Below are 26,591 nucleotides of genomic sequence, written 5' to 3' on the forward strand. Positions count from 1 at the left end.
TTTTTGATAATGAATGTCCTTGATGTATTGCAGGAGCGGGGATTCGTGGCGGAAATGACGCATCCCGAGGAGTTGCGGGACGCCCTGGGAAGCCGGCGCCTCGTCTGCTATATCGGTTTTGATCCCACGGCCTCAAGCCTTCATGTGGGCAGCCTGGTGCCGATCATGGCACTGGCGCATATGCAGCGAAACGGACATCTGCCCATCGCGCTGATGGGCGGGGGGACCGGTCTGGTCGGTGACCCCAGCGGCAAGACGGAAATGCGCAAGCTGATCACGGTTGAAGATGTCAATGAAAACGTCAAGGGGATTCGAGGCCAGCTGGAGCGGTTTATCGATTTTGCGGAAGGGCGGGCGAAGCTGGAGAATAACGCCGAATGGCTGTTGCCGATTAATTACATCGAATTTTTAAGAGATATCGGCCGGTATTTCAGCGTTAACCGCATGATTAAAGCCGAAAGCTATAAGATGCGTCTTGATTCCGAAGACGGGTTGAGCTTTATTGAGTTCAACTACATGTTGCTGCAGGCCTATGATTTTTTGCAGCTTTTTGACAAACACCAATGCGTTCTGCAGATGGGCGGCAGCGACCAGTGGGGCAACATCGTGGCCGGCATTGATCTGGTCCGGCGAGTGCGCAACGCGCAGGTGTACGGGCTGACTTTCCCGCTGATAACGACCAGCAGCGGCGCCAAAATGGGAAAGACTGCGGCCGGCGCGGTCTGGCTTGATTCCGACCGGACCTCGCCTTATGAATATTACCAGTACTGGATTAATACCCATGACGATGACGTCGCCCGGTTTCTGGCTCTGTTTACCTTTCTACCCATGGAGGAGATCAATCGGGTAAAGTCGCTTGCAGGGGCCGATTTGAACGCGGCCAAGACCATTTTAGCTTTTGAGGCGACCACCATCGCGCATGGTATGGACAAGGCGATTAAGGCGCATCAGGATACGATTAAAAAATTTGGCGTCCGGAATATTCCCGAAGATCTATTGCCATCCAGTGCCGTACCGAGGGACACCGTTATTATTGCGTCTCCGGCTGATTTGGCCTTTTCAGGTTCTTCGGATATTTCTGTTGCCATGGCCGGCGAGCCGCAAACCAAATTGCCTTTATCGACCATTAAAGCCGGCATTTCAGCCGTGGATCTTTTTAACACCACCGGTCTGGCCCAATCCAAAGGAGCCGCCCGGCGGTTGATTCAGCAGGGCGGTGTTTATATCAATGGTCAGCGTCTGGAATCGGTGGATTATTGCGTGACGGCCGACGATATCAGGGACGGGGAAATCGTACTCAGAGCCGGTAAAAAGAAATACCACACGATTAGAATCCAGGACGACCTCAAGGCTTGATAGACCGGCATTGCACCAGGATTGATCTTGACAACCGTTGAGATTTTGCGTAAGCGAAAAATAGTTACACCAAGGTGCCGTGACCGTTGCCCGGAAGGGCCGGTCGATAACGGGTAAAAGGAAAGATGGTGCAAGTCCATCGCATCCCAGCCGTTGCCGTAAGCGGGGACAAAAACCGCCTGATGCCACTTCTGGTGAGAATTCGCCGGGGGGAAGGCGCGGTTTAAGAATGATCCGTAAGCCGGAAAGCCTGCCTGGTTGTGTTTAATCGAATTTTTGCTGGATAAAATTCTTCTGAGGTATTTTTTATCAGGAGGTGTTTTATGCCGGCAGAAATCGACCGCAATTTCGGGGCCCTCATCTCCCGCCTGGCCCGCCATCAGGATCTTACCCGTGAGGAAAGCAGTCAGGCGTTTTCCGCTGTTTTAAATGACGCTACCACTTCCATGCAGCAGGGCGCCTTTCTGGCCGCCCTGGCCACCAAGGGCGAAACCGGAGAGGAAATGGCCGGCGCCTGGGAAGCCATCTTCAATCTGGATACGGTCAAAATAAATTTGTTGCCACCCCGGCCGCTGGTGGAGAACAGCGGTACAGGAATGGATGCCTTCAAAACGTTTAATATCAGCACCGCGGCCGCGGTTATCGCTGCCGCCGGCGGCCTTTCCATGGCGCGCCACGGCGCCCGCGCCATTACTTCAGCCTGCGGGACGGTGGATATGGCCGAGGCGGTGGGCGTGGATGTGGAGTGCCCTGTTGAGATGGTGGCGGAAAGCATTGCCCGGGCCGGAATCGGGTTGTTTAACGGCATGAGTCCGACCATTCATCCCGGATCGCTGGCTAGAATCCTTTCTCAGATTCATTTCGGGTCCATCCTGAACATCGCGGCATCCCTGGCCAATCCGGCCATGCCCGTAATCGGGGTGAGAGGCGTTTATTCCGAAGCAATGATATTGCCGGTAGTCCGGCTGATGAAATCCATCGGCTATAAGAAAGCGATTGGTCTTTACGGCACGATTACCGGCCTTGATGGGGGAATGGACGAAGCCTCTGTCTGCGGGCCCACTCATTGCGCCGAATTGCGCGAATCAGGAGACATAAGAGCGTTTACGCTCTATCCTGAAGATTACGGCTTGCGGGCAACGAATCCCCAAGACCTGGCGCCGTCGGGCGGCCTTGCCGCCGAAGCCCGTCGTTTTGTTTCGTTGCTGCAAAACCGGGAAAACGGCATCCGGAAAGATGCGGTGTTGCTGAATGCCGCCCTTGTTTTTTATGCTGCCGGAACCGTATCCGGTATTGATGGCGGGCTGCAGAAAGCGACCCGGCTGCTGGAAAACGGTCAAGCGTTTGCGACGCTGACGGCCTGGGTTGCCGCGCAAAACCGGGAGCCGGAGAAAGGGTTGCGAACACTGGAACGACTGGCCGATCCGGGCTGCTTAAGAAAGGAGAGGTCATGAGACTGATGCTGACCGGCTCCGGGCAGATGGAAGTAATGCGTGACGATAACCATCCGTCTTCAGGGGTTGGTGAAATTCCGTTGAAGGTGCTGTATTGCGGCGTTTGCAGGACGGACGCTAAAATGTGGGCCCAGGGGCACCGGGATCTGGTTCTGCCCCGGGTTCCCGGGCATGAAATCGTTGCGATTGATGGCCGAGGACGGCGTTACGTGGTCTGGCCCGGAGACAGTTGCGGCGAATGCGATTTCTGCCGGGGCGATCGTGAAAACCTTTGCCGTCGGTTGAAGATAATCGGGTTTCATCGGGACGGAGGATTTGCGGACCGGATAAACGTTCCCGAAGCCGCTCTGATTCCATTCCCGGAAACACTGGATCCGCTTGTCGCCTGCCTGGCTGAACCGGCCGGGTGCGTGCTGCACGCGCTGGACAAATGCCGGCTTGGCGCCGGTGCCCGCGTTCTGATTTATGGCGGTGGTACCATGGGGCTTTTGAGCGCGCTGGCAGCGGCAGCCTGCGGCGCCGTGCCGATTGTGATTGAACCGAACGCGGCCAAACGGCGGGCGGCACAAATACTGCTGGACGAGAGCGCGGCGATGTGTCTGGCGGAAACAGAAGAGACGGAAGTCGATGCGGTGATCAACGCCTGCCCGGACGCGGCGGCGTTTGCCCGGGGATTGACGCGGCTTTGCTGTGGCGGGTGTTTCTGCTTTTTCAGCGGACTCAATGCGGACAATGCTTTCCCGGCAGATCTGATCAATCATATTCACTACCGTGAAATTACCGTTATCGGAAGTTACGGGCTGACGCGTTCGGATATGCGCCGTGCCATTGCCTTTCTGAAGGACCGGCAACCGGTCGCTGGCGCTTTGATACAGGCTATTGCCGGACCGGAAGAAGCGCCTGGCCTGATGCCGCGGGTGTTGGCGGGCGGCGGATTTAAATATATTCTGAATTTTTGCGATTTGTGAAAAAAAGCTCTTGACATGCCGGGAGCGAGAGCGTAAAAGGGTGAAACTTTGACGGTGTTCCGAAGAAAATGAACACCGAAAAAAGATGAAACTTTGAAAAAAAAGTCTTGACAGTATCAATAACGGCCGTTATATTACGTCCGTTAAACTTGATCTTTGAAAACTAAATAGTAACAGCATGCTCGGATTTGACCCAATTAATTCCATGTCGCTTCCGGTACCAACTGGTAGCGATTTTTTAATTTTAATTGGAGAGTTTGATCCTGGCTCAGATTGAACGCTGGCGGCGTGCTTAACACATGCAAGTCGTACGAGAACGCTTTAGCTTGCTAGAGCTAGTAAAGTGGCGCACGGGTGAGTAACACGTGGGTAATTTACCTTCGGATTCGGGACAACACTGCGAAAGCGGTGCTAATACCGGATAATATCAGTGAAGCTCCGGCTTTGCGGATCAAAGGGGGCCTCTACACGTAAGCCTCTGTCTGAAGAAAAGCCCGCGTACCATTAGCTTGTTGGTGAGGTAACGGCTCACCAAGGCGACGATGGTTAGCTGGTCTGAGAGGATGGCCAGCCACACTGGAACTGAGACACGGTCCAGACTCCTACGGGAGGCAGCAGTGAGGAATTTTGCGCAATGGGGGAAACCCTGACGCAGCAACGCCGCGTGAGTGAAGAAGGCCCTTGGGTCGTAAAGCTCTGTCAAGTGGAAAGAAAATGTTTATTACGAATGGTAATAAGCATTGACGGTACCGCTAAAGGAAGCACCGGCTAACTCCGTGCCAGCAGCCGCGGTAATACGGGGGGTGCTAGCGTTAATCGGATTTATTGGGCGTAAAGCGCGCGTAGGCGGCTTCATAAGTCAGATGTGAAAGCCCGGGGCTCAACCTCGGAAGTACATTTGAAACTGTGGAGCTTGAGTATGGGAGAGGGAAGTGGAATTCCTGGTGTAGCGGTGAAATGCGTAGATATCAGGAGGAACACCGGTGGCGAAGGCGACTTCCTGGACCAATACTGACGTTGAGGCGCGAAGGTGTGGGGAGCAAACAGGATTAGATACCCTGGTAGTCCACACAGTAAACGTTGATCACTAGGTGTAGCGGGTTTTTACCCCCGCTGTGCCGAAGCTAACGCATTAAGTGATCCGCCTGGGGAGTACGATCGCAAGGTTAAAACTCAAAGGAATTGACGGGGGCCCGCACAAGCGGTGGAGCATGTGGTTTAATTCGACGCAACGCGAAGAACCTTACCTGGATTTGACATCCCGGGAAGTCCTTTGAAAGAAGGATGTGCCCTTCGGGGAACCCGGTGACAGGTGCTGCATGGCTGTCGTCAGCTCGTGTCGTGAGATGTTGGGTTAAGTCCCGCAACGAGCGCAACCCTTTTCTTTATTTGCCATCATTAAGTTGGGAACTCTAAAGAGACTGCCCCGGTTAACGGGGAGGAAGGTGGGGATGACGTCAAGTCCTCATGGCCCTCATGTCCAGGGCTACACACGTGCTACAATGGGCTGTACAAAGGGTTGCGAACCCGCGAGGGTAAGCCAATCCCAAAAAGCAGTTCTCAGTTCGGATTGGAGTCTGCAACTCGACTCCATGAAGCTGGAATCGCTAGTAATCGTGGATCAGCACGCCACGGTGAATACGTTCCCGGGCCTTGTACACACCGCCCGTCACACCATGAGAGTTGGTTGTACCCGAAGTTGCTGGGCCAACCCATTCGGGAGGCAGGTACCTAAGGTATGGCTGATGATTGGGGTGAAGTCGTAACAAGGTAGCCGTAGGGGAACCTGCGGCTGGATCACCTCCTTTCTAAGGAAAGAAAATTTAAAAAAATTCGACACTGTTACTATTTAGTTTTGAGGGATCAAGTTTTATTTTTGTTCTTTGTCTTATGGAAAGTGAAATGGGGCTGATTCCGAGCTGATGAAGGCACCATTTGGGCCTGTAGCTCAGTTTCGGTTAGAGCGCACGCCTGATAAGCGTGAGGTCGATGGTTCAATTCCATCCAGGCCCACCATATTGTTACCGTGAGTTCCATTGACCCTGATTTTAGCAATTTGAATTGGGGGTGTAGCTCAGCTGGGAGAGCGCCTGCCTTGCACGCAGGAGGCCATCGGTTCGAACCCGTTCACCTCCACCAAAGTGTATTCAATACGTTATCTTGTGAATGGTTGACCAGGGATTACGAATATATAAAACATGATTCGTCGTCTCTGATCTGTAATTCACATTACAGAGATGCACTGTTCTTTGACAAATAGAATGTAGACGCATTTTAAGCGTTCATGGTGTTTTCTGGCAATACAATTTTGTGGCTAAGCTACTAAGGGCAAATGGTGGATGCCTTGGTGCCAAGATGCGATGAAAGACGTGGTAAGCTGCGATAAGCTTCGGGGAGCTGCTAAACAAGCTTTGATCCGGAGATTTCTGAATGGGAAAACCTGTTCCGGGTAGTGTCGGAACATCTGCAATTGAATACATAGATTGCAGAAGCGAACGGGATGAACTGAAACATCTCAGTAATCCCAGGAAAAGAAAACAACAGTGATTCCCTAAGTAGCGGCGAGCGAACGGGGAGCAGCCCAAACCGAGTATATGTAAGCCCGAAAGCGTTGTATACTCGGGGTCGCGGGATCCGACCGGATGGCGTTTCGGAGCCGTCGGAAAGTTACAAAACAGTCTATTAGTTGAACAGTCTGGAACGACTGACCATAGAAGGTGAAAGTCCTGTAAGCGAAAATATACTGTCTTTCTGGGTCGGACACCCAAGTACCGCGGGACACGAGAAACCCTGCGGGAATTTATGAGGACCATCTCATAAGGCTAAATAATCCTTGGCAACCGATAGCGAACTAGTACCGTGAGGGAAAGGTGAAAAGTACTCCAGTGAGGAGAGTGAAATAGTACCTGAAACCGTTTGCCTACAAGCAGTGGGAGGACTATGATATGCGCCTTGTGCGCATTTCAGTCTGACCGCATGCCTTTTGCATAATGAGTCAGCGAGTTACTTTGTGTAGCGAGGTTAAGCCGTCAGGTGTAGCCGTAGCGAAAGCGAGTCTGAACAGGGCGTATTAGTTGCACGAAGTAGACCCGAAACCAGGTGAGCTATCCATGGGCAGGGTGAAGCGTGAGTAAAATCACGTGGAGGCCCGAACCGGTGTAGGTTGAAAACTGCTCGGATGATCTGTGGATAGGGGTGAAAGGCCAAACAAACCTGGAGATAGCTGGTTCTCCCCGAAATATATTTAGGTATAGCCTTGTAAGATTGTTAACGGGGGTAGAGCACTGGATGGGCTAGGGGTCCTACCAGATTACCAAACCTAACCAAACTCCGAATACCGTTAATTTCATTACAGGAGTCAGACTACGGGAGCTAAGTTTCGTGGTCAAAAGGGAAACAGCCCAGATCGCCAGCTAAGGTCCCTAAATGTAAGCTCAGTGGGAAAGGATGTGGAAATGCATAGACAGCCAGGAGGTTGGCTTAGAAGCAGCCATCCTTTAAAGAAAGCGTAATAGCTCACTGGTCGAGTAGGTCTGTGCCGAAAATGTAACGGGGCTAAGCTTACTACCGAAGCTGCGAAATTCTGCCGCAAGGCGGGGTTGGTAGGGGAGCATTCTATTCGGGCTGAAGGTCGATCGTAAGAACGGCTGGACTGAATAGAAGAGATCATGCTGACATGAGTAGCGATAAATACTGTGAAAAACAGTATCGCCGGAAGTCTAAGGGTTCCTGAGTAAAGCTAATCTTCTCAGGGTTAGTCGAAATCCTAAGTCGAGGCCGAAAGGCGTAGGCGATGGAAAACAGGTTAATATTCCTGTACCACCTAGTTATTGTTTGAGCGATGGGGGGACGCAGGAGGGTAGATCAGCCGTCTGTTGGAATAGGCGGTTCAAGCCGGTAGGCGGAGGGAGCAGGGAAATCCACTCCCTTGTTAACGCCGAGAGGTGACGAGGAGAGGCGTAAGCCTCATAAACTGATTGAGCCCATGCTGCCAAGAAAAGCCTCTAAGCGAGATAACGGGTGATCGTACCGCAAACCGACACAGGTAGACAGGGAGAGTATCCCGAGGCGCTTGAGAGAACTCTGGTTAAGGAACTCGGCAAAATGACACCGTAACTTCGGAAGAAGGTGTGCCCTTGTTATGTGAAGTCCCCGCGGATGGAGCAGAGAAGGGTCGCAGAGAAACGGCGGGAGCGACTGTTTACTAAAAACACAGGACTCTGCTAAGTCGTAAGACGATGTATAGGGTCTGACGCCTGCCCGGTGCTGGAAGGTTAAGGGGAGTGGTCATCCGCTTTCAGCGGAGAAGCTGTGAACCGAAGCCCCAGTAAACGGCGGCCGTAACTATAACGGTCCTAAGGTAGCGAAATTCCTTGTCGGGTAAGTTCCGACCTGCACGAATGGCGTAACGATTCCCGCACTGTCTCAACCAGAGACTCAGCGAAATTGTATTGGCGGTGAAGATGCCGTCTACCCGCGAAAAGACGGAAAGACCCCGGCACCTTTACTATAGCTTGACATTGGATCTTGAAATGGCATGTGCAGGATAGGTGGGAGGCTGTGAAATCACACCGCCAGGTGTGATGGAGCCAACCTTGAAATACCACCCTTGCCATTTTGTGATTCTAATTTCGTCCCGTAATCCGGGCGAAAGACAGTGTCTGGTGGGTAGTTTGACTGGGGCGGTTGCCTCCTAAAGAGTAACGGAGGCGCGCAAAGGTTCCCTCAGGCTGATTGGAAACCAGCCGTAGAGTGTAAAGGCATAAGGGAGCTTGACTGCGAGAGAGACATTTCGAGCAGGTACGAAAGTAGGTCTTAGTGATCCGGCGGTTCTGCATGGAAGGGCCGTCGCTCATCGGACAAAAGGTACGCCGGGGATAACAGGCTTATCGCCTCCAAGAGTTCACATCGACGAGGCGGTTTGGCACCTCGATGTCGGCTCATCACATCCTGGGGCTGAAGCAGGTCCCAAGGGTTCGGCTGTTCGCCGATTAAAGTGGTACGCGAGCTGGGTTTAAAACGTCGTGAGACAGTTTGGTCCCTATCTTTCGCGGGCGCAGGATATTTGAGAGGAGCTGTCCCTAGTACGAGAGGACCGGGATGGACAAACCAATGGTGATCCAGTTGTCGCGCCAGCGGCATTGCTGGGTAGCTAAGTTTGGAATGGATAACCGCTGAAAGCATCTAAGCGGGAAGCCAGCCTCAAGATAAGATATCCCTTCCAATGGAAACAAAGGAACTAAAGACCCCTTGAAGATTACAAGGTTGATAGGCCGGAGGTGTAAGTACAGTAATGTATTCAGCTTACCGGTACTAATTGGTCGTGCGGCTTAGCCACAAATTTTTTCCAGAGGAACCCATGAACGTTTAATTGTGTTTACATTCTATTTATATGTGACATCGCTTTTTTCGGTGGCCATGGCAAAGAGGAAACACCCGTTCCCATCCCGAACACGGAAGTTAAGCTCTTTAGCGCCGATGGTACTGTGCGGGAGACTGCACGGGAGAGTAGGACGCTGCCGAAAAAATTTTCAAAAAACCCGGAACCGGATGATCTGATCATTTCGATTCCGGGTTTTTTTATGCCCGGAAATGAAAAATATTTATATTTGGAAAGGGCCATTTTGCAAACCGGAATATTCCGGAATAAACGACAATTTTGGGAGCATGACATGATGTGGCAATTAAAAAAGGCGTATTACCGGACTTTTCAATTCGGCATGGGGATGGGCATGAAACTCATGCCTTGGTTTGAGCCGGAAATCATCGAAGGCGCGGGCAGCCTTAAAAAACTGCCCGCCGTTATCAAAGAAAAAGGTTTTGCCCGGGTCCTGGTGGTCACCGACCCTGTCCTTATGGGCCTTCACCTGCCTGATTCTCTTTTTGATGCATTAAAGGATGCCGGTATCCAGTACTTTCTCTATGATCAGGTTCAGCCAAATCCGACCATCGAGAATATCGAAGCGGCCCTCAAAGTTTACAAGACGAACAATTGTCAGGCTATCATCGCCTTTGGCGGCGGCTCGCCCATGGATTGCGCCAAGGCGACGGGCGCACGAGTCGCCCGGCCCAATCGTCCGGTAGCCAAAATGAGAGGCCTGTTCAAGGTCAGTCTGCCGGCCCTGAAAATGGGCTCGATCCTGCCACCGGCGCTGTTCGCGGTTCCCACCACGGCGGGCACCGGGTCCGAGACCACCATCGCGGCGGTGGTGTCCGACCCCACCACTCATGAAAAATATCCCCTGACCGATCTCGTGCTCCGGCCCAAATACGCGGTGCTGGACCCGATGCTGACGGTGGGCCTGCCGCCGCACATCACCGCCACCACCGGCATGGACGCCATGACCCACGCCGTCGAGTCGTACATCGGCAAGTTTTATAACAGCAGAGACACTCGCCAAAAAGCCCTTCTGGCGGTTGAAATCATTTTCCGGAATATCGAAAAGGCCTACCAGAACGGCCAGGACCTGGAAGCCCGCGGCCAGATGCTGTGGGCCGCGTATTACGGCGGATATACCTTCACGCGCGGCGGCGTGGGCAACATCCACTGTATTGGTCATAATCTGGGAGGCCTGTACGGCGTACCCCATGGCCTGGCCATGCCGGTCATCATGCCCTATGTCCTGGAATGGTATGGAGAGGTAGTTCATAAATCACTGGCCGAGCTGGCCGACGTGGCCGGCGTTGCCAAACCCGGCATGAGCCGTTCAGAAAAAGCAGGGGCTTTTATTCAGGCCATCAAGGACTTGAACCGGCGGATGAACATTCCCGACAAATTTGACTGCATCCGGGACGAAGACATCCCCATCATCGCCGAACGCGCCCTGATGGAGTGCAACCCGACCTATCCGGTTCCTAAAATTATGAACCAGGAAGACTGCATGGCCGTTATCCGGCGGCTTAAAGCGTAACCGTGGAAACGCATCGATATCAGGCCCTGCTGCTGGTGGGACCGACCGGTTCCGGCAAGACGCCTCTGGGAAGGTTTTTTGAAAAGAACGGTCTGAATGGCCGGGCCTGCCATCATTTTGATTTCGGGGAAAACCTGCGGCAGGCGGCCGCCTGCGGCCATACGGACATCAGCGAAACCGACCGGCGGTTTCTGGAGGGTGTGTTGCATGGCGGCGCATTGCTTGAAAACGATACGTTCTATCTGGCTGAATCCATTCTGTCGGCTTTTATTAAAGACCGGCAAGTCGGGAATAACGATCTGCTGGTGCTAAACGGTTTGCCTCGTCACCTGGACCAGGCCAGGGATACGGACCGGCTGGTGAACATTCAGGCCTTGGTCCATCTGGTCTGTACGCCTGAAGGGGTCTGCCGGCGCATTGCCGAAAACACGGGAAAGGACCGTACCGGCCGGATTGACGATACGCCGGAGGAGATAGCAAGAAAGCTGGACGTCTTTAACCGTCGAACCCTGCCACTGATCGAGTACTATCGGGATCGGGGCGCCCGGATATGGGCCGTAGCGGCAACCGTCGATGCCACCCCGGCGGATATGGCTTGTCTGGTGGCATCAGGTTATGCAACAGAATAGATTCCTCCCCGGATTCTAATAATATTGTTCTTCCAGCATGACGGCAACCGACTCGTCAAAGAGCTCCCTCTTCTGAACCCGGTCAAAGGTGGCCATCAGGTCAGGCACCCGGACCCGTCGTTTCCGTTCCTGCTGATAGTCTTCCACGATCATTCCCCGGTGCATCATGATAATGCGGTCGGGCAGATCAACGGCCTGCTGCATGGAATGGGTCACCATCAGAGCGGTGAGCTTTTCCTTCTCGATCATCTTTTTTGTCAGTTCCGCCACCTTGGCGGCGCTTTTGGGATCCAGGGCGGCCGTGTGTTCATCCAGCAGAAGGAGCCGGGGACGGGTCCAGACAGCCATGAGCAGCGTCAACGCCTGCCGCTGGCCGCCGGAAAGGGTGCCGATGGGATTGCCCAGCCGGTCTTCAAGCCCCATCTTCAGAATGCGGACCCGCTCGGCCACCTCCTCACGGAAAGAGCGGGTCACGGCCGGGCGAAGGGACCGGTGTTTGCCCCGTTTCACGGCAATGGCGATGTTCTCCGCGATGGTCATGTCCGGCGCTGTCCCCGCGAACGGGTCCTGAAAGACCCGGCCGATGAGACAAGCCCGTTTATACTCCGGCCAGGCGGTGATATCGCGGCCATCGAGATGGATACGGCCGCTGTCCACGAAAAACGTTCCGGCCACGGCGTTGAGCAGCGTGCTTTTGCCTGACCCGTTGGTCCCGATGATCGCGGTAAAACTTCCCTCTTCTATGGTCAAACGGACATCCCGCAGGGCCCGGATTTCATTAACGGTATGGGCATGAAAAGTCTTGGCGACCGCGTCAATTTTCAGCATGCCGGCGCCCTCCTTTTATCTTGCGACCCAGGGAGCCGAACCATGCCGGTGCGACCAGCGCGGCGAAGACAAAAACGGCCGTCACCAGTTTCAGGTCGTTGGGGTTCAATCCCCAGCGCAGGGCGATGGCAATCAGCAGCCGGAACAGGATGGTCCCCAGGATCACGCCGGTGATGGTCAGCCCGAGACCCGCGCGTCCCACCAGGGCTTCGCCGATGATGATGCTGGCCAGGCCCCAGACCATCATGCCAATGCCCATCTGGACATCCGCGAAACCCTGATACTGGGCCAGCAGCGAGCCGGCGAAAGCCACCAGGGCATTGGCTAGGGCCAGGCTGAAAACGATCATGGTCCGGTTGTTGACACCCTGTGCCCGCACCATTTGGGGATTGCTGCCGGCGGCCCGCAGGGCGGTACCGATATGGGTCAGCAGGAACATGAACAGCAGCGCGGATATCAGCACGGTAATGGCGCCGCTGGTTGCTAAAATCGCCAGGTCCCCCGGCGGCACCGGCCATCCCAGGACGTCGATCCGGGAAGCCCCGGAGGTGATTTTCTCAAGCACTCTTTCAATGCCGCTGGAAACGGTAGCCACATCCAGAAGCGGGATATTGCTCCTGCCCATGATTCGCAGGTTGATGGAATACAGGGCCGTCATCACCAGGATCCCGGACAGAATCTCCTGGATTCTGAAGCGGGTATAAAGGATGCCGGTGGCTGTCCCGGCCAGGGCGCCGCCCGTGACGGAAACCAGAATCGCCAGCCAGGGGGAATATCCATGCGCGATCATGAGGGCGGAAACGGACGCGCCCAGGGTGATGGAACCGTCAACGGTAATGTCCGTAAACCGGATCATCCGGAAACTGATGAACATGCCCAGGGACAGGAGGGAAAGAATCAGTCCCATGGTAAAGGCGCCGATGACCAGGCTCATGACAAAACCTCCGGATTGTTCAAGGGGCCACACCAGCAGGCGCCCCGTATCAAGGCGCTTTCACCCAGTCCGATGGCGGGACGGTTATCATCGGTCAGGTGGATGACGGCCAGGGGGGACGGCCCGTTGAAAAATTTCTCCGTGATCGCCGGCAGATCGATCCTGCCGTTGGGCAGCGGCTGGTATGGAAAAACCGCGGCATGAATATGGGCGGCCCAATCCGATGAGGCGGACATCTCCGGCGTCAGAGGGCCGACCGCAGCCGTGACAACGCCGACCAGCAGGGCCTGTTGATGGGCAAAGGACCGCTCTCCGCAGAAGGTCAGCCATTTCCGGATTTCGGGAAAGGAGATGGTTTCAATATCCTCCTGGATATGTCCCGGCGACCGGATCAGCGCCGCTCCCACCAGCCCCTCGATTTCTCCTGCGATAACGAACCCGGCCGGCCGGCCGCCGGTCTGCTCCAGAACAAGCTTTATCAGGGCCGAGACAGTATAAAAGGGCCTTGTGTCCGTGGGGGCGAACCGGATTAAATGACCCATCTCGCCGGTCCAGCTCAAAGCCTGGATACACTGCATGCGGGGCAGAAACCGGTTTTCGGCGATCAGATAATCCGGAGGCGCCTGTTCATCCGGCGGCTGATAAACCACGTTTCCGGCCACGACCAGAAATTCGCCGAAAAGATCTTCGGCTTCCTTATCGGTGGCGGCGGCGCTGCCGATTCCCAGGCAGCAGGCGTTCCGGTCAAAGGTAAGGGTTTTTACCCGGTCTTTGCCGACTTTCCGCCAGGGCCGCCAGCAGACCGGCTCGGAGACAGCCAGCGCGGCTTTTTCGTTCAGTCGATAACGCTGAATGCCGGCTTGACCGGTCGCTGCCGGTTCTTCGCCTGCCCCGTCGGCCGGCATATCCTCCGGCATCCCCCGGCCCAGCCACATCTGGAATCCGGAGGTGTTCAGGGTCTGTTCCACAAAAGCGCTAGGATTGACGATCCGAAAATCACCTTCTACCGCCTTGAGCTCCCGGAACACCTGCAGCAGGGCGCGGATACCGGCGGAGCTTAAGAAAATCGTGCCCGCGGCATCAAGTATCAGATGGTGCTGCCCCTGGCGGATCTGAAGCAGAAGCGTGTCCGCGAAATATTCCGCCCAGGAGGCGTCTAACCGTCCTTCCGCCTTTATCAGCAGATATTTTCCCCGTTGCCGGCAGTCAATTTTCATTTTCCGTCCCGCTCGTTATCAGGCTTGAAAAGGGTAGCCTTTTTCATGAGTTCGTCCGAGATCCGGAGCTTGTATCGTGCGGCCAGATCCCGATTGACAAGCAGTTTTTCGGACTGGGTATTGGTAAAGGGGATAGTCCCGGGGTTTTCCCCGCGCAGGATCCGGACGGCTTTTTCCGCCGCCTCCAGCCCGGCGTCATAATAATCCCGGGCCAGGCAGATCACCCCGCCGTCTTTCATCTGGGCGCTGTCAAAAACAAAGACCGGCAGATCGTTCTCCGCGGCTTTTCTGGCAATCAGCGCGAACCCCGGGCGGGTCAGGTTGTCCACCACCTGGGCCACGACCTGAATGTCCTGGCCGCAGAGCTCGATGGCCGCCTGGGCCACATCGGCGCTGGACGTGACCGGGACGGTCACCAGTTCCAGGCCCTCTTTTTCCAGCGCTTCTTTGAGCCCGTCCTTGTAAAGCACGCTGTTGATTTCAGCCGGTGTGAACAGGGTGCCCACCCGGCGGGCATCCGGCAGGGTCTGCCGGATGATCCGGACCATGCCTTCAAAGGGCGAGCGGGTAGTGATCCCGGTGACATTGGGCAGATGGTCGGTCTCGCTTTTCCCCGCGCCTGCTTTGACGCCGTCTCCCACGCCGGTGAAAACGATGCGGGTCTCTTCGCCGGCCTGTCGCAGGGCCGCCTGAAGGGTGGGCGTTGAAACCGCCATCAGCAGGTCCACCCGGTCCGATCGGACGGTGGTCATGATGCTCGACAGGGTGGACATGTCACCCTGGGCGTTGTAGGATTTCAGCACGTAATCCCTTCCCTCCCGGAGTCCGGCTTTGGCGATTCCGTCAATCAGCCCTTGCCGGCATTGCTCGGCGAATTCCGTTTCACTGTACAGCACGATCCGCAGTTGAAAGGGTTTGGCCGGCGGTGCAGCCGTTATCTCTCCGGGATCCACCCGGTGATGAACCCGGGTCGGCGATACCGGCAGCCGGGCCGGCGGCACGCCGGCCAGGACCCTGGCCACCAGTTCTCCGGAAGCCTTGCCCCACTCGAAATAACTGTCGCCGATGGCGCCGTCCGCCCCTTTTGCCACCAGATCGACATCGGTCACGTATATCGGAATGCCGGCCTCTCCGGCCGCCTTGTCAATGGCGGCAAATCCCGTCGTGACCAGGTTGTCGGCGGACAGGATGATGGCGCCCGCTCCCCGCTGGATTACCGACCGGGCCGCCATGGGCAGATCGGAAACCGTGGACGCCGTGGCCTCAAGAACGGTTATGCCCTGGTCCGGCCCCGCCCGGCGGAGCTTTTCCACGGAAATCAGAGAGTTCATCTGGCCGGCGTCGTAGATGATGCCGACCGCCTTCAGGGCCGGATCATGTTTTGCCGCCATTCTGAGCAGTTCGGCCACCGGCGGGTCATCATAAATGCCGCAGACGTTGGGCGGGCGGCCGGTCTTGAAGACCCCCAGTTTTTCCGGATCGCTGCACACGGTGAAAATCAGGGGAAAGGCAAAATCTCTTTTGACGGCGGCGATGAACGCCGGCGTGGTCACCGTGACCAGGGCATCAGGCGGTTCCATGGCGATGCGGTCCAGGATCTGGGAAAGCTGAGACATGTCCCCCTGGGCGCAGTATTCGGTCACCGTAAAATCGGTTTTTTCACGCAATCCCATTTCGTATAACGCCGTTTTCACGCCGTTGACGGCATCCAGCAGGGCGGTGTTTTCCACCAGGTTCACCAGGGCGATTTTCGCCGGCGGTTGATCCGGGCCGCGGAGATTGAGAAAAACATCGGCTTTTGTCAGCAGGTCTTCCGGAGGCGTGACGCCGGCTTTTTCCAAGGCCGCCATATCCAGCGCCAGTTGCCTGCTTTTTTCCGGAGAGAGGGGCGTGTCCGCGGGTGACGAACTCCCCGGTGCTGTCCGGGCGGTTAGTTCGGCCAAGTCCTGTACGGGGCTGTCCGGATCAGGATCAGCCGGTTCTTCTCCGGGCTGGGGCTTCTGGCCGGACAGTAACTGTTCAATCGGGGATGTCATTCGCCACATATCCTTCAGGGAGGCCAGGACTTGCCGGTTCACGGCCAGTTTTTCCGGAACCATGTTTTCAATGCGGAAGGCGGACGGCTTCTTCCCCTCCAGGACCGCCACGGCAATGTCGGCGGTATACTGCCCCACGGTAAAATAATCGGCGCCCAGGCCGAACAGGGCTCCTTTTTCCGTATCCGTGGGATCGTTGGTGAACACCGGTATACCGGCCTGGCCGGCCAGATCGATCATCAGCCGGACGGCCGCGATGGCGACGTTGTCTCCGCCGACCCAGACGGCGTTCACGTTTTTGGCGATCACCGAACGCAGGGCTTCGGGCACCTCGGAGGTATTGCCGGCGTTGGCTTCAACCAGTTCGATCCCCAGCGATTCACAGGTCTGCCGGGCTTTTTTCAGGCAAACTTCCGAACACTGCTCCCCGGGGTTCCAGACCACCCCCAGCCGTTTGAGCCCGGGGTTCATGTCCCGGGCGATCTCGATGGTGCGCTCGACCGGCTGAAACGTCCCCACTCCGGCCATGTAGGGCGGGTGCTGGTCCGGTTCCGGGCCGGTGATGCCCACCCCGGCCCCGTAGGGGTCGGTGACCGTTCCGAATACATGGGGTTTCCGGACGGCTGTGTTGGCCTTGGCGACCACCTGCAGGGCGACGGTGCTGGAGGTGATGAGCAGGCCATAGGGACTGTTGACCATGTCCCGGGCCATGGCGCTGGCCGTGGCGTAATCCCCCTGGGGATTGTAGAAACGGATGTTTTTCCCGTCCGGCGCCCGGTAGCCTTTTTCATCCAGCCGGCTGACCACGCCGGCAACGTGGGTGTCCAGCACGGCCGACGAAGCGATCTGCATCACCGCGATGGACGGAAAGACGCGGGCGATCTCTTTGACATGTCCGGTTCGCTGTTCCCGGTCCGACAGCAGCAGTATAAAAGACGCCGCCAGAATCAGGCTGACGGCCGGCCACAAGTGCCTGAAAATGGTTTTCATGTTTTCCGATCCGCCCGCGGGAAGACGAGTTAACCGCGTTCTTTCTTCATCACCAGGGTGAGGATGTTCTGTTTATCCGTCCGCTGATACCCGACCTCATCGGCCATTTTTCGAAGCAGATGAATCCCCAGCCCCCTGGCGTCGAAATTGTCCAGAGAATCGCCGAAAGCCGGGGACGGCACCATCAGGGGATTGAACAACTCTCCCTGATCAATGAGGTCCACTTCAAAGGCGTCGGCCTTATTCCTGAGATTTACCACCACGTAGCCCGGATTCTGATAGGCATAATTGACGCGGTTGATGGCGGACTCTTCCAGATAGGCATAATGGCAGATATTGGTAATCGCCTCTTCCGCGGCCAGCTGCAGGCGGGAAACCGTCCGGCCTGGAAGCCCGGCTTGTTCCGCCTGGGCCGTGATGAAATTGATGACCGGCCGGATCACATCCGGTCTGGCCGGGAAAGAGCGGGTCGTTTCTCCGGCAGCCGGGATTTCCGGAACCGGAGGCGGAACCGGCCGCTGCTGCAGTTTCCTGACATGACGCAAATCCAGGCGGATCAGCAGCGACACCGTCAGGGCCAGGCAGAATAAAACCATGAAAACGGACATGGTGCCGACATAGTTTCCAGTGGATTCCCTCACCCAGGCCGCGAACACCGGTCCGGCCAGGCCGGCGGCCGCCCAGGCGGTCAGGATGTACCCATGAATCGCGGCCAGCTGGCGGGTGCCGAAAATATCGCCGATATAAGCCGGGATACAGGAAAATCCGCCGCCGTAACAGGTCATGGCCAGAAAAAGCAGCCCCTGGAAAAGCCAGGGATCGGATGTCTTGGGCAGCAGGAAGAAAGCGATAATCTGAATCACAAAAAAAGCGGAATAGGTGTTCGCCCGGCCGATGTAATCCGACAGCGTGGCCCAGACGATGCGGCCGCCGCCGTTGAACAGCCCGATAAGCCCGACCATGGCCGCGGCCTGTGAGGCCGTCAGTCCGGCTATTTCCTGTCCCATGGGCGAGGCCGCGGAAATGACCGCTATCCCGCAGGTGACATTGATAAACAGCATGATCCAGAGCCAGTAGAAGCGCCGCGTTTTAACGGCTTCACCGGCGCAAAGCTGCCAGCGCTCATCCTTTATTTTTCCTTCCTCCGGCAGGGGCGCCGCTCCCTGGAAATTTCCCGGGACCCAGCCGGGCCGGGGTGGGGCCAGGTATTGCGAGGACAGAAACATGAGGGTGAAATAAAACAGACCCAGCAGGAAAAATGTGTCGGCCAGTCCCGCCGCTACAATCAGTCTCTGGATAATCGGGCCGGCGATCAGTGACGCGAAGCCGAATCCCATGATGGCCAGGCCGGTCGCCAGTCCGCGCCGGTCCGGGAACCATTTGACCAGCGTCGACACCGGAGCGATATACCCCACCCCCAGGCCGATGCCGCCCAGAACCCCGTAGCAGATATAGAGGAGATACAGGTTCTCCAGCCGGACCGCCAGCCCGGACGAGGCGATGCCGACGCCGAAAAAGCAGGCGGCCAGAGTGCCGGCTTTCCGGGGCCCGTATTTTTCGACAAAACGCCCCAGAAAAGCGGCGGAAAGACCGAGAAACAGAATGGCGATGCTGAATGTCAGCTGGACTTCCTTGAAACTCCATCCGACCTGGGCGACGATGGGCTTGGCAAAAACGCTCCAGGCGTAAACGGATCCGATGGACAGGTGAATGCCCACGGCCGAAGCGGCAATAAGCCACCGGTTTTTTTCTTTCCCGTTCATTTTCCCCCGGAATAACGGATCATCATCATGGTGATATCGTCCGATTGCGGGGCGCCGTCTGAAAAACGATGAACCGCATTCATTATTTTTTCGATGGCCTCCCTGATTGAAAGATCCGCGGCGCCGGCCAGTTCTCCGATCAGGCTTTCCTCCGAAAAGAATTCTTCGGCTTTGTTCATTGCCTCGGTCACGCCGTCGGTGTAAAGGAAGAGGTTGTCCCCCGGTCCAAGGCGGAGGCGTTCACACTGGAATTCAACTTCCGGCATGGCGCCGGCCACCAGGGATGCGGCCCGGGGCAGCCATTCCACCCCGCCGTTTCTCTTGATGAGGACCGGCGGGTTGTGGCCGGCGTTGGCGTACCGGATCTCCCCGCTGGTCATGTCAAGCAGGCCGCAGAAAAGCGTGACAAACATGCAGGCTTCATTATCGGCGGCCAGTTCCCCGTTGACATGGGAGAGGATCTCGTCCGGCGAGACATCCCCTCTGGCAAAAGACTTGATCAGCGTTTTGGTGATCGCCATGAACAGGGCCGCCGGCACCCCCTTGCCGGAAACATCACCGATGACAAAACAGAGCGTGTTTTCGTTCAGTTGAAAGAAGTCGTAAAAGTCCCCGCCGACCTCCCTGGCCGGCGCGATCAGGGCATAAAGGTCGAATTCATCGCGGGTGGGAAACGGTGGAAAGGTCTTGGGCAGGATCGACATCTGGATGTCGTGGGCGATTTTCAGCTCACTCTCCATCCGCTCCCTGGCGGCGGTTGTTTCCGTCAACCGGCGGATGTGATCCTTGAGCGAGTCCCGCATGGTCCTGAAATCCCGGGTCAGGACGCCGATCTCGTCCCGGGACCGGGGTTCCGGCAGTCCGGCATCGAAATCCCCGGCCGCGATTCTGCCTGACGAGTCCGCCAGCGCCCGGATAGGCCGCGTGATGGATCCGGAAATGAAGACCACCACCAGGGCCAGCAGCAGAACACCCGCCAATCCCATGCTGGCCATAATTCCCGTCAGGTTGCGGATGTCCGAAAGCAGTTCGCCCTCCGGGAAAACCACGCCGATGGTGCCGCCCATCTGCCCCAACGGGGCGTAGTACATCCAGCCGGGAGCGCCGTCAATGGCGGCGGACGGAATAAACCCGCTCTGTCCGGCGGCCATGCGGCGGCCCATTTCCCGCAGCGACTGATCGTTCCGTTCCTCGGCGAGGCTGAACACGGATTCGTTCATGACGATGTCCTGCCGGGGATGGGCCAGAAAAACGCCGTTCCTGGACAGCAGAAAGCCGTATCCTGTTTTCAGCACCCGGATCGAAGAGACGATATCCGTCAGGTGCCCAAGGGATATGTCGGCCGTCACGATTCCGGCAAACCGCCTTTGACTCCCCCGCTTTTCATAAAAGGGGACAGAGTAGGTGGCCATGAGGATGTTGCCGCCGCCTTCGTCGAAATAGGGCTCGCTCCATTCCTTTCTCCCCAGTTCCCGGGGAATCTGGTACCAGTCCTGCAGGGTGTAGTCGTAACTCTCCTTCAGGTCGACAAAACCCGCGCCGTCCGGTGTTTTGTAAAAATAAGGCGCGTAAGGGGCCGGGAATCGGCTGTCCGTGTAAGGCTCGAAGGCTACGGTGGAGCCGAACACATCCGGGTGGGACAGAACCGATGCCCTGATAAAGGCCAGCAGCCGGTCGTTGTCATAGGGAAACATTTCCAGGGAAAGGGCCATGGAATCCGTAACGGCCACTACCGAGGCAATGGTGGTCGACACTTTGTCGGCGGCCGCGGTGACGATATTTCTGGCCTGCGCCTCCGTCTTGGCGATGATCATTTTCCGGGCATGATAATAATTATAGCCCAGCACCCCGCTGAAAATCAGAATACTGAAGACGGAAAACAGAACGCTCAACCGGACGGATAACCGGTGATGCCATTTGATGCCGGAGTGAAGTGATCGGGCGTCAGGGGGCGACACGGGGCCCTCCGGTAAATGCGTCAAAATCCGGGGCTTCTCTGATCAGCCCGGACTGCAGAAGAAAGGTTGAGACCGACGTAAAATCCGTCCGGTTCAATGGCCTGTGATCTCCGGTTTTCATGGCCGGCATGATCAGGTCCCGCATTCTCGCCAGCATCCAGCGCTGATGCGTCCGGTTGGCGCTTATTTTCGCCGCTTGCATATATTGCATGACAATGTCCAGGGCTTCTTCGGGATGGTCGAAGGCATAGGCCCATCCTTCCAGCGACGCCTGGACGCAAGCGGCGGCAAGGGAGGGATTTTTCCTGTAGGCGGCTTCCATCATGTAAAGGCCGTCTTCGGGAAAATTCAGACCGTATTCCCACATGGGAAAGACGGTCAGTTCGTCGGGATCGATGCCGGAGTTCAGGATGGTGTGGTATTCGTTGTACCACATGGCCGAGGCCGCATCCACGCCCCCGCGCAGGAAAAGATTGACGGTATAGGACTGAGGGACTTCTTTCACTTCAAGTCCGAATTTTCTGAAGAACGCCCGGGGCGGCAGGGCCAGATCACCCCCCCAGACCCCCACCTTGGCGCCCTTCAGATCGGCCGGCTCCCGGATGTCCCTTGACTTTCTGGCCACCAGCATCATGGAAGACCGGGGAACCATCTGTCCCACATGCACCAGCCGGAGCCCTTCACCGTATTGCCGGATGGCCGTGGTCAGCCACAGGACGGCGAAATCGGCCCGGCCGTCTTTGAGATATTCACAGCCGGAACAGGCGGGACCGCCTTTGAGGATGACCATGTCCAGGCCGTGTTTCCGGTAAAACCCCTTGTCCTGCGCCACATAGTATCCGGCAAACTGGGCCTGGGGGCTCCACAGGGGCATCAGGGTGCAGGGCGTCAAGCCCTCTTCTTCGCCGCCGTTGGCGCCGCCAACCCCAAGCAGCAGGCAACACCCCAGGCACAGCAGGACAATGCGGGCGAATTCGGTTGCGGGCCGGGATTTCATTATGGTTGTGATCCCCCGCCGCTCAGATGGACGGTCAGGCGGAGGATGTTCCTGCCGTTTTCCCGGCGCCAGTCGGCATGGTCCGTGAATTTCCGGATAAAATGGATGCCCAGGCCGCCGATCCGCCGCTGTTCCATGGGAGCGGAAAGGTCCGGCTCCGGAACCGACAGCAGGTCAAATTCCGGCCCGGTATCCGCAATTTCCAGCACAAAGGCGCCGGCAGCGGCCGCACAGGTCAGGGCCACCTCTCCCTGTCCGTTTTTGAAAGCATAGGAACAGATGTTGACAAAGGCCTCTTCCACGGCCAGGCAGAGGGCGGAACGCTTTGCCGCGGGGACCCCGGCCGCCGCGGCATGGGTTTCCACGAATGTCATTACCTCCGGAAGGCGTGTCAGGGCGGCCGGAAGGCGGATGGCGGAAGGAGAAGTCTGCATCACCCCGCTGCTTTCACAGCCGCTTCCACGGATTCATGCATGCTGAACACGGACCCGAAACCCGAGATATCAAAGACTTCTTTGACCGTCCCCCGGACATTGGCCAGCAGCAGGACACCGTTTTTGCTTTTAAGCGCTTTGGCCGTCGCCAATATTACTCTCAGGCCGGCGCTGCTGATATATTCCACCCCGCCAAGATCCAGGGCCAGGCATAGCCGCCCCTCCCCGATCAGACCGGAAAGTGAGGCTTCAAAAGCCGGCGCGGTCATGGCGTCGATCTTTCCCGAAGGGGACACCACGGTCACTCTGCCTTCCTGTCTTGTCTGCATATCCACTTGTCCTCCTCGTCTGAAATGAGAAACAAACCCTTCGTCCGGGCGCTCTTTTTAGGGAGGCCTGATGAACTCTGATCGAAGGACCCGGCTGCGCCAAACCATCCGGTTTAACAGCAGATGTCCTGCCACCGGAACCTGAAATCCGACCTTGAAACTACTCCAGGGCGCCGGTTTTGTCAATGCGGATCCGGCCCGTTCCGGTGTCATCTTTAATCCCGGGCGGGAATTGGACCTGAAGGATATCATTGACTTTTTCTCCGGAGCATATTAAGGGAAAGCTTTGTTTCAAAAGGTTCAGCAGAATGCATATAAAACCATCAAAGCCTATAATTGCTGTTGTGTAGAAAGGAGTATGTCCATGAAAGATGTCGTTATTGTTTCGGCCTGCCGGACGCCCATCGGAACCTTCGGCGGAACCCTGAAGGATATGCCTGCCGCCCATATTGCCAGCGTCTCCATGAAAGAAGCGGTCAAAAGGGCCGGTATTGATCCTGTCATTATTGATGACGTGCGTTTCGGCTGCTGCCTGGATCCGGCGGACTCCATGAACGTCACCCGCGTCGGCGCGCTGCTGGCCGGCATTCCGGACACGGTCACCGCGGCAACGATCAACCGGGTGTGCATATCCGGCATGGAGGCGGTGGTGAGCGGCATGGCCATGATCCAGGCCGGCATGGCCGATGTGATCCTGGCCGGTGGCGTGGAGCACATGTCCGGCGTACCTTATATCTCCCAGGATGCCCGCTGGGGCTGCCGTCTTCAGGACAAGCCCCTGGTGGATGCCCTGATCCGGGGTCTTCACTGCGGTTCCCACATTATTCCTCATCCGGAAGACGGTCCGGTCAAGGAAGGTGAAATCATCGACCTGATGAGGGGGAAACCCTATATCATGGGCCACACGGCCGAACTGGTGGCGGCCTATAAAAACATCAGCCGCGAAGAGATGGACGAGATCGCGGTCCGCAGCCACAATAACGTGGAGCGGGCCACCAGGGAAGGCGATTTTGTCGAGGAAATCGTGCCGGTGGAAATCCCCCAGAAAAGAGGGAAACCCCCGGTTATTTTTGACAAGGACGAGCATTTCCGGCCGGGCGCGACCCTGGAGCAGATGGCCAAGCTGCCGCCGGCGTTTATTCCCAAAATCGGCAAGGTCACGGCCGGCAACGCTTCGGGGTTGAATGACGGCTCCTCGGCCATGGTGCTGATGTCCGCGGAAAAGGCCAAGGAGCTGGGCAAAAAGCCGCTGGCCAGAATCAAAGCCGTTTCCCGCGGCGCCTGTCACCCGGCGGTGATGGGCTTGAGCCCGGTGCCGGCGGTGAAAAACCTGCTGGCTAAAAATGCCGGCCTGAACATGGACTCGTTTGAACTGATCGAGCTGAACGAGGCTTTTGCCGCCCAGTATCTGGGCTGTGAAAAGGAAATGGGCCTGAAGCGGGAGATCACCAACGTCAACGGTTCCGGCATCGGTCTGGGCCATCCGGTCGGTTCCACCGGCTGCCGCGTAATGGTGACGCTGATCCATGCCATGAAAAAACGCGGCAAAACCCTGGGCCTGGCCACCCTCTGCGGCGGCGGCGGGGTCTCCATGGCCACGGTTCTGGAAATGATGTAATCCCGATACCAGATCAAAGCGCTCTTTTGTGTCGGCTGTCTGTCCGCCTTGAGATCATCTTTGATTTGGTCCCGGCATAAGCCTCAACGAGGACCGCGTTCTTTATGATAAAGGCAAGGCGCTCAAAGACGACTGTTTTTGAGCGCCTTTTTTCTCATGGAAAATCAACAAAGCGAAAGCCATTTTCATTTGAGATACCGGATAATGGTGTATCTGTATGATACGTTCCGTCGTCACCCCAATTCATCGGTTGATATCAGGGAACTGGAAGAGTCTTGCGGCACCAGCCCGGAAGAGATGAACTGGAACCTGATTTACCTTGAGAAATGCGAATACATCGAACTGGGAAAGTCCGTTCTCTTTCCTCCTTATGTCGCCACCATGATCACGCTGACGGTAAAAGGCATCGACCTGGTGGAAGATGCGGAGGCGCTGAAAAAGCGGTTCGGCATTCCTTGACCCCGCGGACTTATCCGTCCAGCCCCAGTGTTCCCCCCGGATTCATGATGTTGTTGGGGTCAAAATGTTTTTTAATGGCCTTTAAGACCGCCATCTGTTCCTTGCCCAGGTGCTTTTCCATCCAGGGCCCCATCATTTTCCCCGCGCCGTGGTGATGGCTCAATGATCCGCCGTGCTTTTCGATCTGTTCGATGACGTTCCGCTGAAACTCCAGAAACTCTTTGGCGGGCATGGATCGCCTTAGAAAGATAAAATAGAGGTTTGTGCCCTGGCGGTAAAAATGCGAGGAGTGGGTCATGCAGATGGTGTGTGGGTGACTTTTGATGTAAGCGCGGACCCCCTGATGCAGGCGGTGCAGGTTGTCCCAGGTGACCGATGATTCCAGGGTATCGATAATCACGCCGTAATCATTCAGGTCTTCCCGCATAAACGGATCGCTGAAGCGGCCGTGCATCCACTTGTTCATGGGGTAGCTGGTCAGGTACATTCCGTTATAACTAGCGCAAATCTCTTTTATATTTTTCTTCACTTGAAATGCAAATTTTTTATTTCCGTCTGACTGGCCGATGAGCAGGCAGCGTCTTCCCGGTTTCTGATTGCGGAAAATCATCAGTTTATCCAGGGGTGATCCGGAGATGCCGAACATTTTCATGGCAATGTCCGTTTCTTCGGCATCGGATATGCGCAAGATGGCGGGCATGCCGAATTCTCCCTGGCAGATATCCCGGGCGGCATTCACGGCGGATTCCCAGTCCGGCATCATGTAGGAGAAAGGTTGGCGATTTTCCGGAAAATACCTAAAAATTTTCATTGTAACTGCAACAAGTACGCCGAAGCACCCCTCGCTGCCTTTCATGATGTCGTTGACCTTGGGACCGGTAGCGGTGGCAGGAAACGGCAGGGTGGTGAAAGATCCCGTGGGTGTAACATATTCCTGACTGATAACAAGGTCATAGGCATCACCGTAATAAGAAGAATTCTGGCCGGCGCCTAGGGTAACCACCCAACCGCCCACGGATGAATATTCAAAGGACTGGGGAAAATGACCGCCGGTGTAGCGGTAGGCGGCCTTGAATCTCTCCGGCGCGCTGTTTAAAATCTTCTCATACTCCGGTCCCATCATCCCTGCTTCCACGGTTATGGTCTGACGGGTTTCATTAAAATCCAGAACGCGGTTCATGTGGGTGTTCATGGCCAGAGAAATGCCGCCGCGGATGCATGACAGCCCCAGGGTAACGGAACTGCCGCCCCCATACACGTAAACAGGTATCTTTCTCTGGTTGCAGAGGGCCACGATTTTTTTCACGTCTTCCCTGTGGCGGGGATGCACCACTACATCGGAAATGTTTTCAATGATCTGTTCGCGCAGCTTCAGAATATCTTCCATGGCCTTGCCGGAAGAATATTTCAGCCGGTTGAAGGTGTCGGTGGACACGTTTTCCTGGCCGACAATGTCCACCAGGTCTTTCAGGTCATTCGAAGAAATCCCGGGCGGAATTTCCCGGCCGACCTTTTCCTCACCGGTACTGACTTTCCTGGAAAAATCAGCGTCGGTCATGCCGAGGGCGTCTTTGACTGCCTGATAAAATCCATGGCTGGGATGTTTGACCCGTTCAGGGGCGCCCCACTTGAAAATGGATCGGAATGATCCTGCCGGCGGCGGTGTATCCGTCCAGTCCGGCGTGAAAGATTTATTCTGGCTCATGTTTA

At 56.3% G+C, this 26,591-nt stretch carries 17 protein-coding genes, 2 tRNA genes, 3 rRNA genes, 1 pseudogene and 1 riboswitch; of the genes and pseudogenes, 12 read left to right on the forward strand and 11 right to left on the reverse strand.

Features of this window, described 5'->3' with window-relative positions; translation table 11 throughout:
• Positions 1 to 9: 9 nt before the first annotated feature.
• From tyrS to AB1724_00515, 10 genes are all read left to right on the forward strand, one after another.
• Complete coding sequence (tyrS, locus tag AB1724_00470) at positions 10 to 1,356, forward strand: tyrosine--tRNA ligase (protein MEW6076267.1); 1,347 nt, start codon at positions 10 to 12, stop codon at positions 1,354 to 1,356.
• A gap of 55 nt (positions 1,357 to 1,411) precedes the next feature.
• Positions 1,412 to 1,629, forward strand: a riboswitch (cobalamin riboswitch).
• Positions 1,630 to 1,679: 50 nt separating this feature from the next.
• The gene (gene trpD, locus AB1724_00475; protein MEW6076268.1) at positions 1,680 to 2,810 is read left to right on the forward strand and encodes an anthranilate phosphoribosyltransferase; all 1,131 of its coding nucleotides are present in this window, start codon (positions 1,680 to 1,682) and stop codon (positions 2,808 to 2,810) included.
• Positions 2,807 to 3,778: an alcohol dehydrogenase catalytic domain-containing protein gene (locus AB1724_00480; GenBank protein MEW6076269.1), complete on the forward strand. Its 972-nt coding sequence runs from the start codon at positions 2,807 to 2,809 to the stop codon at positions 3,776 to 3,778. The genes trpD and AB1724_00480 overlap by 4 nt, the downstream gene beginning before the upstream one ends.
• Before the next feature lie 245 nt (positions 3,779 to 4,023).
• Positions 4,024 to 5,586: ribosomal RNA gene (locus AB1724_00485) — 16S ribosomal RNA — on the forward strand.
• A 129-nt stretch (positions 5,587 to 5,715) separates the two neighbouring features.
• Positions 5,716 to 5,794, forward strand: a tRNA-Ile gene (locus tag AB1724_00490).
• 47 nt (positions 5,795 to 5,841) lie between these two features.
• Positions 5,842 to 5,917 (forward strand) — tRNA-Ala (locus AB1724_00495).
• A 173-nt stretch (positions 5,918 to 6,090) separates the two neighbouring features.
• Positions 6,091 to 9,116, forward strand: a 23S ribosomal RNA gene (locus tag AB1724_00500).
• 70 nt (positions 9,117 to 9,186) lie between these two features.
• Positions 9,187 to 9,303: ribosomal RNA gene (rrf, locus tag AB1724_00505) — 5S ribosomal RNA — on the forward strand.
• Together the 16S, 23S and 5S rRNA genes with 2 tRNA genes alongside form the textbook arrangement of a ribosomal RNA operon.
• 216 nt (positions 9,304 to 9,519) lie before the next feature.
• Entirely contained in the window at positions 9,520 to 10,689 is a 1,170-nt protein-coding gene (locus AB1724_00510; protein ID MEW6076270.1) for an iron-containing alcohol dehydrogenase, read from the forward strand.
• 2 nt (positions 10,690 to 10,691) lie between these two features.
• Positions 10,692 to 11,318 carry a nucleoside monophosphate kinase gene (locus AB1724_00515; GenBank protein ID MEW6076271.1) on the forward strand — a complete coding sequence of 209 codons (627 nt, stop codon included), beginning with the start codon at positions 10,692 to 10,694 and terminating at the stop codon, positions 11,316 to 11,318.
• 15 nt (positions 11,319 to 11,333) lie between these two features.
• On the opposite strand, the gene AB1724_00520 is transcribed toward AB1724_00515, so the two are convergent.
• The 10 genes and pseudogenes from AB1724_00520 to AB1724_00565 form a co-directional block, all read right to left on the reverse strand.
• Positions 11,334 to 12,146: an ATP-binding cassette domain-containing protein gene (locus AB1724_00520; GenBank protein ID MEW6076272.1), complete on the reverse strand. Its 813-nt coding sequence runs from the start codon at positions 12,144 to 12,146 to the stop codon at positions 11,334 to 11,336.
• Positions 12,133 to 13,080: an ABC transporter permease gene (locus tag AB1724_00525; protein ID MEW6076273.1), complete on the reverse strand. Its 948-nt coding sequence runs from the start codon at positions 13,078 to 13,080 to the stop codon at positions 12,133 to 12,135. Before AB1724_00525 ends, AB1724_00520 begins: the two co-directional genes overlap by 14 nt.
• Complete coding sequence (locus tag AB1724_00530; GenBank protein ID MEW6076274.1) at positions 13,077 to 14,297, reverse strand: STAS domain-containing protein; 1,221 nt, start codon at positions 14,295 to 14,297, stop codon at positions 13,077 to 13,079. Before AB1724_00530 ends, AB1724_00525 begins: the two co-directional genes overlap by 4 nt.
• Entirely contained in the window at positions 14,294 to 17,323 is a 3,030-nt protein-coding gene (locus AB1724_00535; protein ID MEW6076275.1) for an ABC transporter substrate-binding protein, read from the reverse strand. Before AB1724_00535 ends, AB1724_00530 begins: the two co-directional genes overlap by 4 nt.
• 29 nt (positions 17,324 to 17,352) lie before the next feature.
• A complete protein-coding gene (locus AB1724_00540) occupies positions 17,353 to 17,868 on the reverse strand; it encodes an ATP-binding protein (GenBank protein MEW6076276.1) in 516 nt (171 codons plus the stop codon).
• A pseudogene (locus AB1724_00545) lies at positions 17,845 to 19,086 on the reverse strand (OFA family MFS transporter). Before AB1724_00545 ends, AB1724_00540 begins: the two are co-directional and overlap by 24 nt.
• Positions 19,083 to 21,044 (reverse strand): SpoIIE family protein phosphatase, encoded by a 1,962-nt coding sequence (locus tag AB1724_00550; protein ID MEW6076277.1) that lies wholly within the window; start codon positions 21,042 to 21,044, stop codon positions 19,083 to 19,085. Before AB1724_00550 ends, AB1724_00545 begins: the two are co-directional and overlap by 4 nt.
• The gene (locus tag AB1724_00555) at positions 21,031 to 22,041 is read right to left on the reverse strand and encodes an ABC transporter substrate-binding protein (protein MEW6076278.1); all 1,011 of its coding nucleotides are present in this window, start codon (positions 22,039 to 22,041) and stop codon (positions 21,031 to 21,033) included. Before AB1724_00555 ends, AB1724_00550 begins: the two co-directional genes overlap by 14 nt.
• Positions 22,041 to 22,475, reverse strand: coding sequence for an ATP-binding protein (locus AB1724_00560; GenBank protein MEW6076279.1), 435 nt, complete (start codon positions 22,473 to 22,475; stop codon positions 22,041 to 22,043). Before AB1724_00560 ends, AB1724_00555 begins: the two co-directional genes overlap by 1 nt.
• A complete protein-coding gene (locus AB1724_00565; GenBank protein ID MEW6076280.1) occupies positions 22,475 to 22,804 on the reverse strand; it encodes an STAS domain-containing protein in 330 nt (109 codons plus the stop codon). The genes AB1724_00560 and AB1724_00565 overlap by 1 nt, the downstream gene beginning before the upstream one ends.
• A 364-nt stretch (positions 22,805 to 23,168) precedes the next feature.
• On the opposite strand from AB1724_00565, the gene AB1724_00570 reads away from it, so the two are divergent.
• Positions 23,169 to 24,422 (forward strand): acetyl-CoA C-acyltransferase, encoded by a 1,254-nt coding sequence (locus AB1724_00570; GenBank protein MEW6076281.1) that lies wholly within the window; start codon positions 23,169 to 23,171, stop codon positions 24,420 to 24,422.
• Positions 24,423 to 24,626: 204 nt separating this feature from the next.
• The gene (locus tag AB1724_00575) at positions 24,627 to 24,881 is read left to right on the forward strand and encodes a hypothetical protein (GenBank protein ID MEW6076282.1); all 255 of its coding nucleotides are present in this window, start codon (positions 24,627 to 24,629) and stop codon (positions 24,879 to 24,881) included.
• A gap of 10 nt (positions 24,882 to 24,891) precedes the next feature.
• Here the strand turns inward: AB1724_00575 and AB1724_00580 are convergent, their stop codons facing one another.
• Positions 24,892 to 26,586 carry an FAD-binding oxidoreductase gene (locus AB1724_00580; protein ID MEW6076283.1) on the reverse strand — a complete coding sequence of 565 codons (1,695 nt, stop codon included), beginning with the start codon at positions 26,584 to 26,586 and terminating at the stop codon, positions 24,892 to 24,894.
• Between the last annotated feature and the right edge of the window lie 5 nt (positions 26,587 to 26,591).

The organism is Thermodesulfobacteriota bacterium, from assembly GCA_040753795.1.
Lineage (GTDB): Bacteria > Desulfobacterota > Desulfobacteria > Desulfobacterales > Desulfosudaceae > JBFMDX01.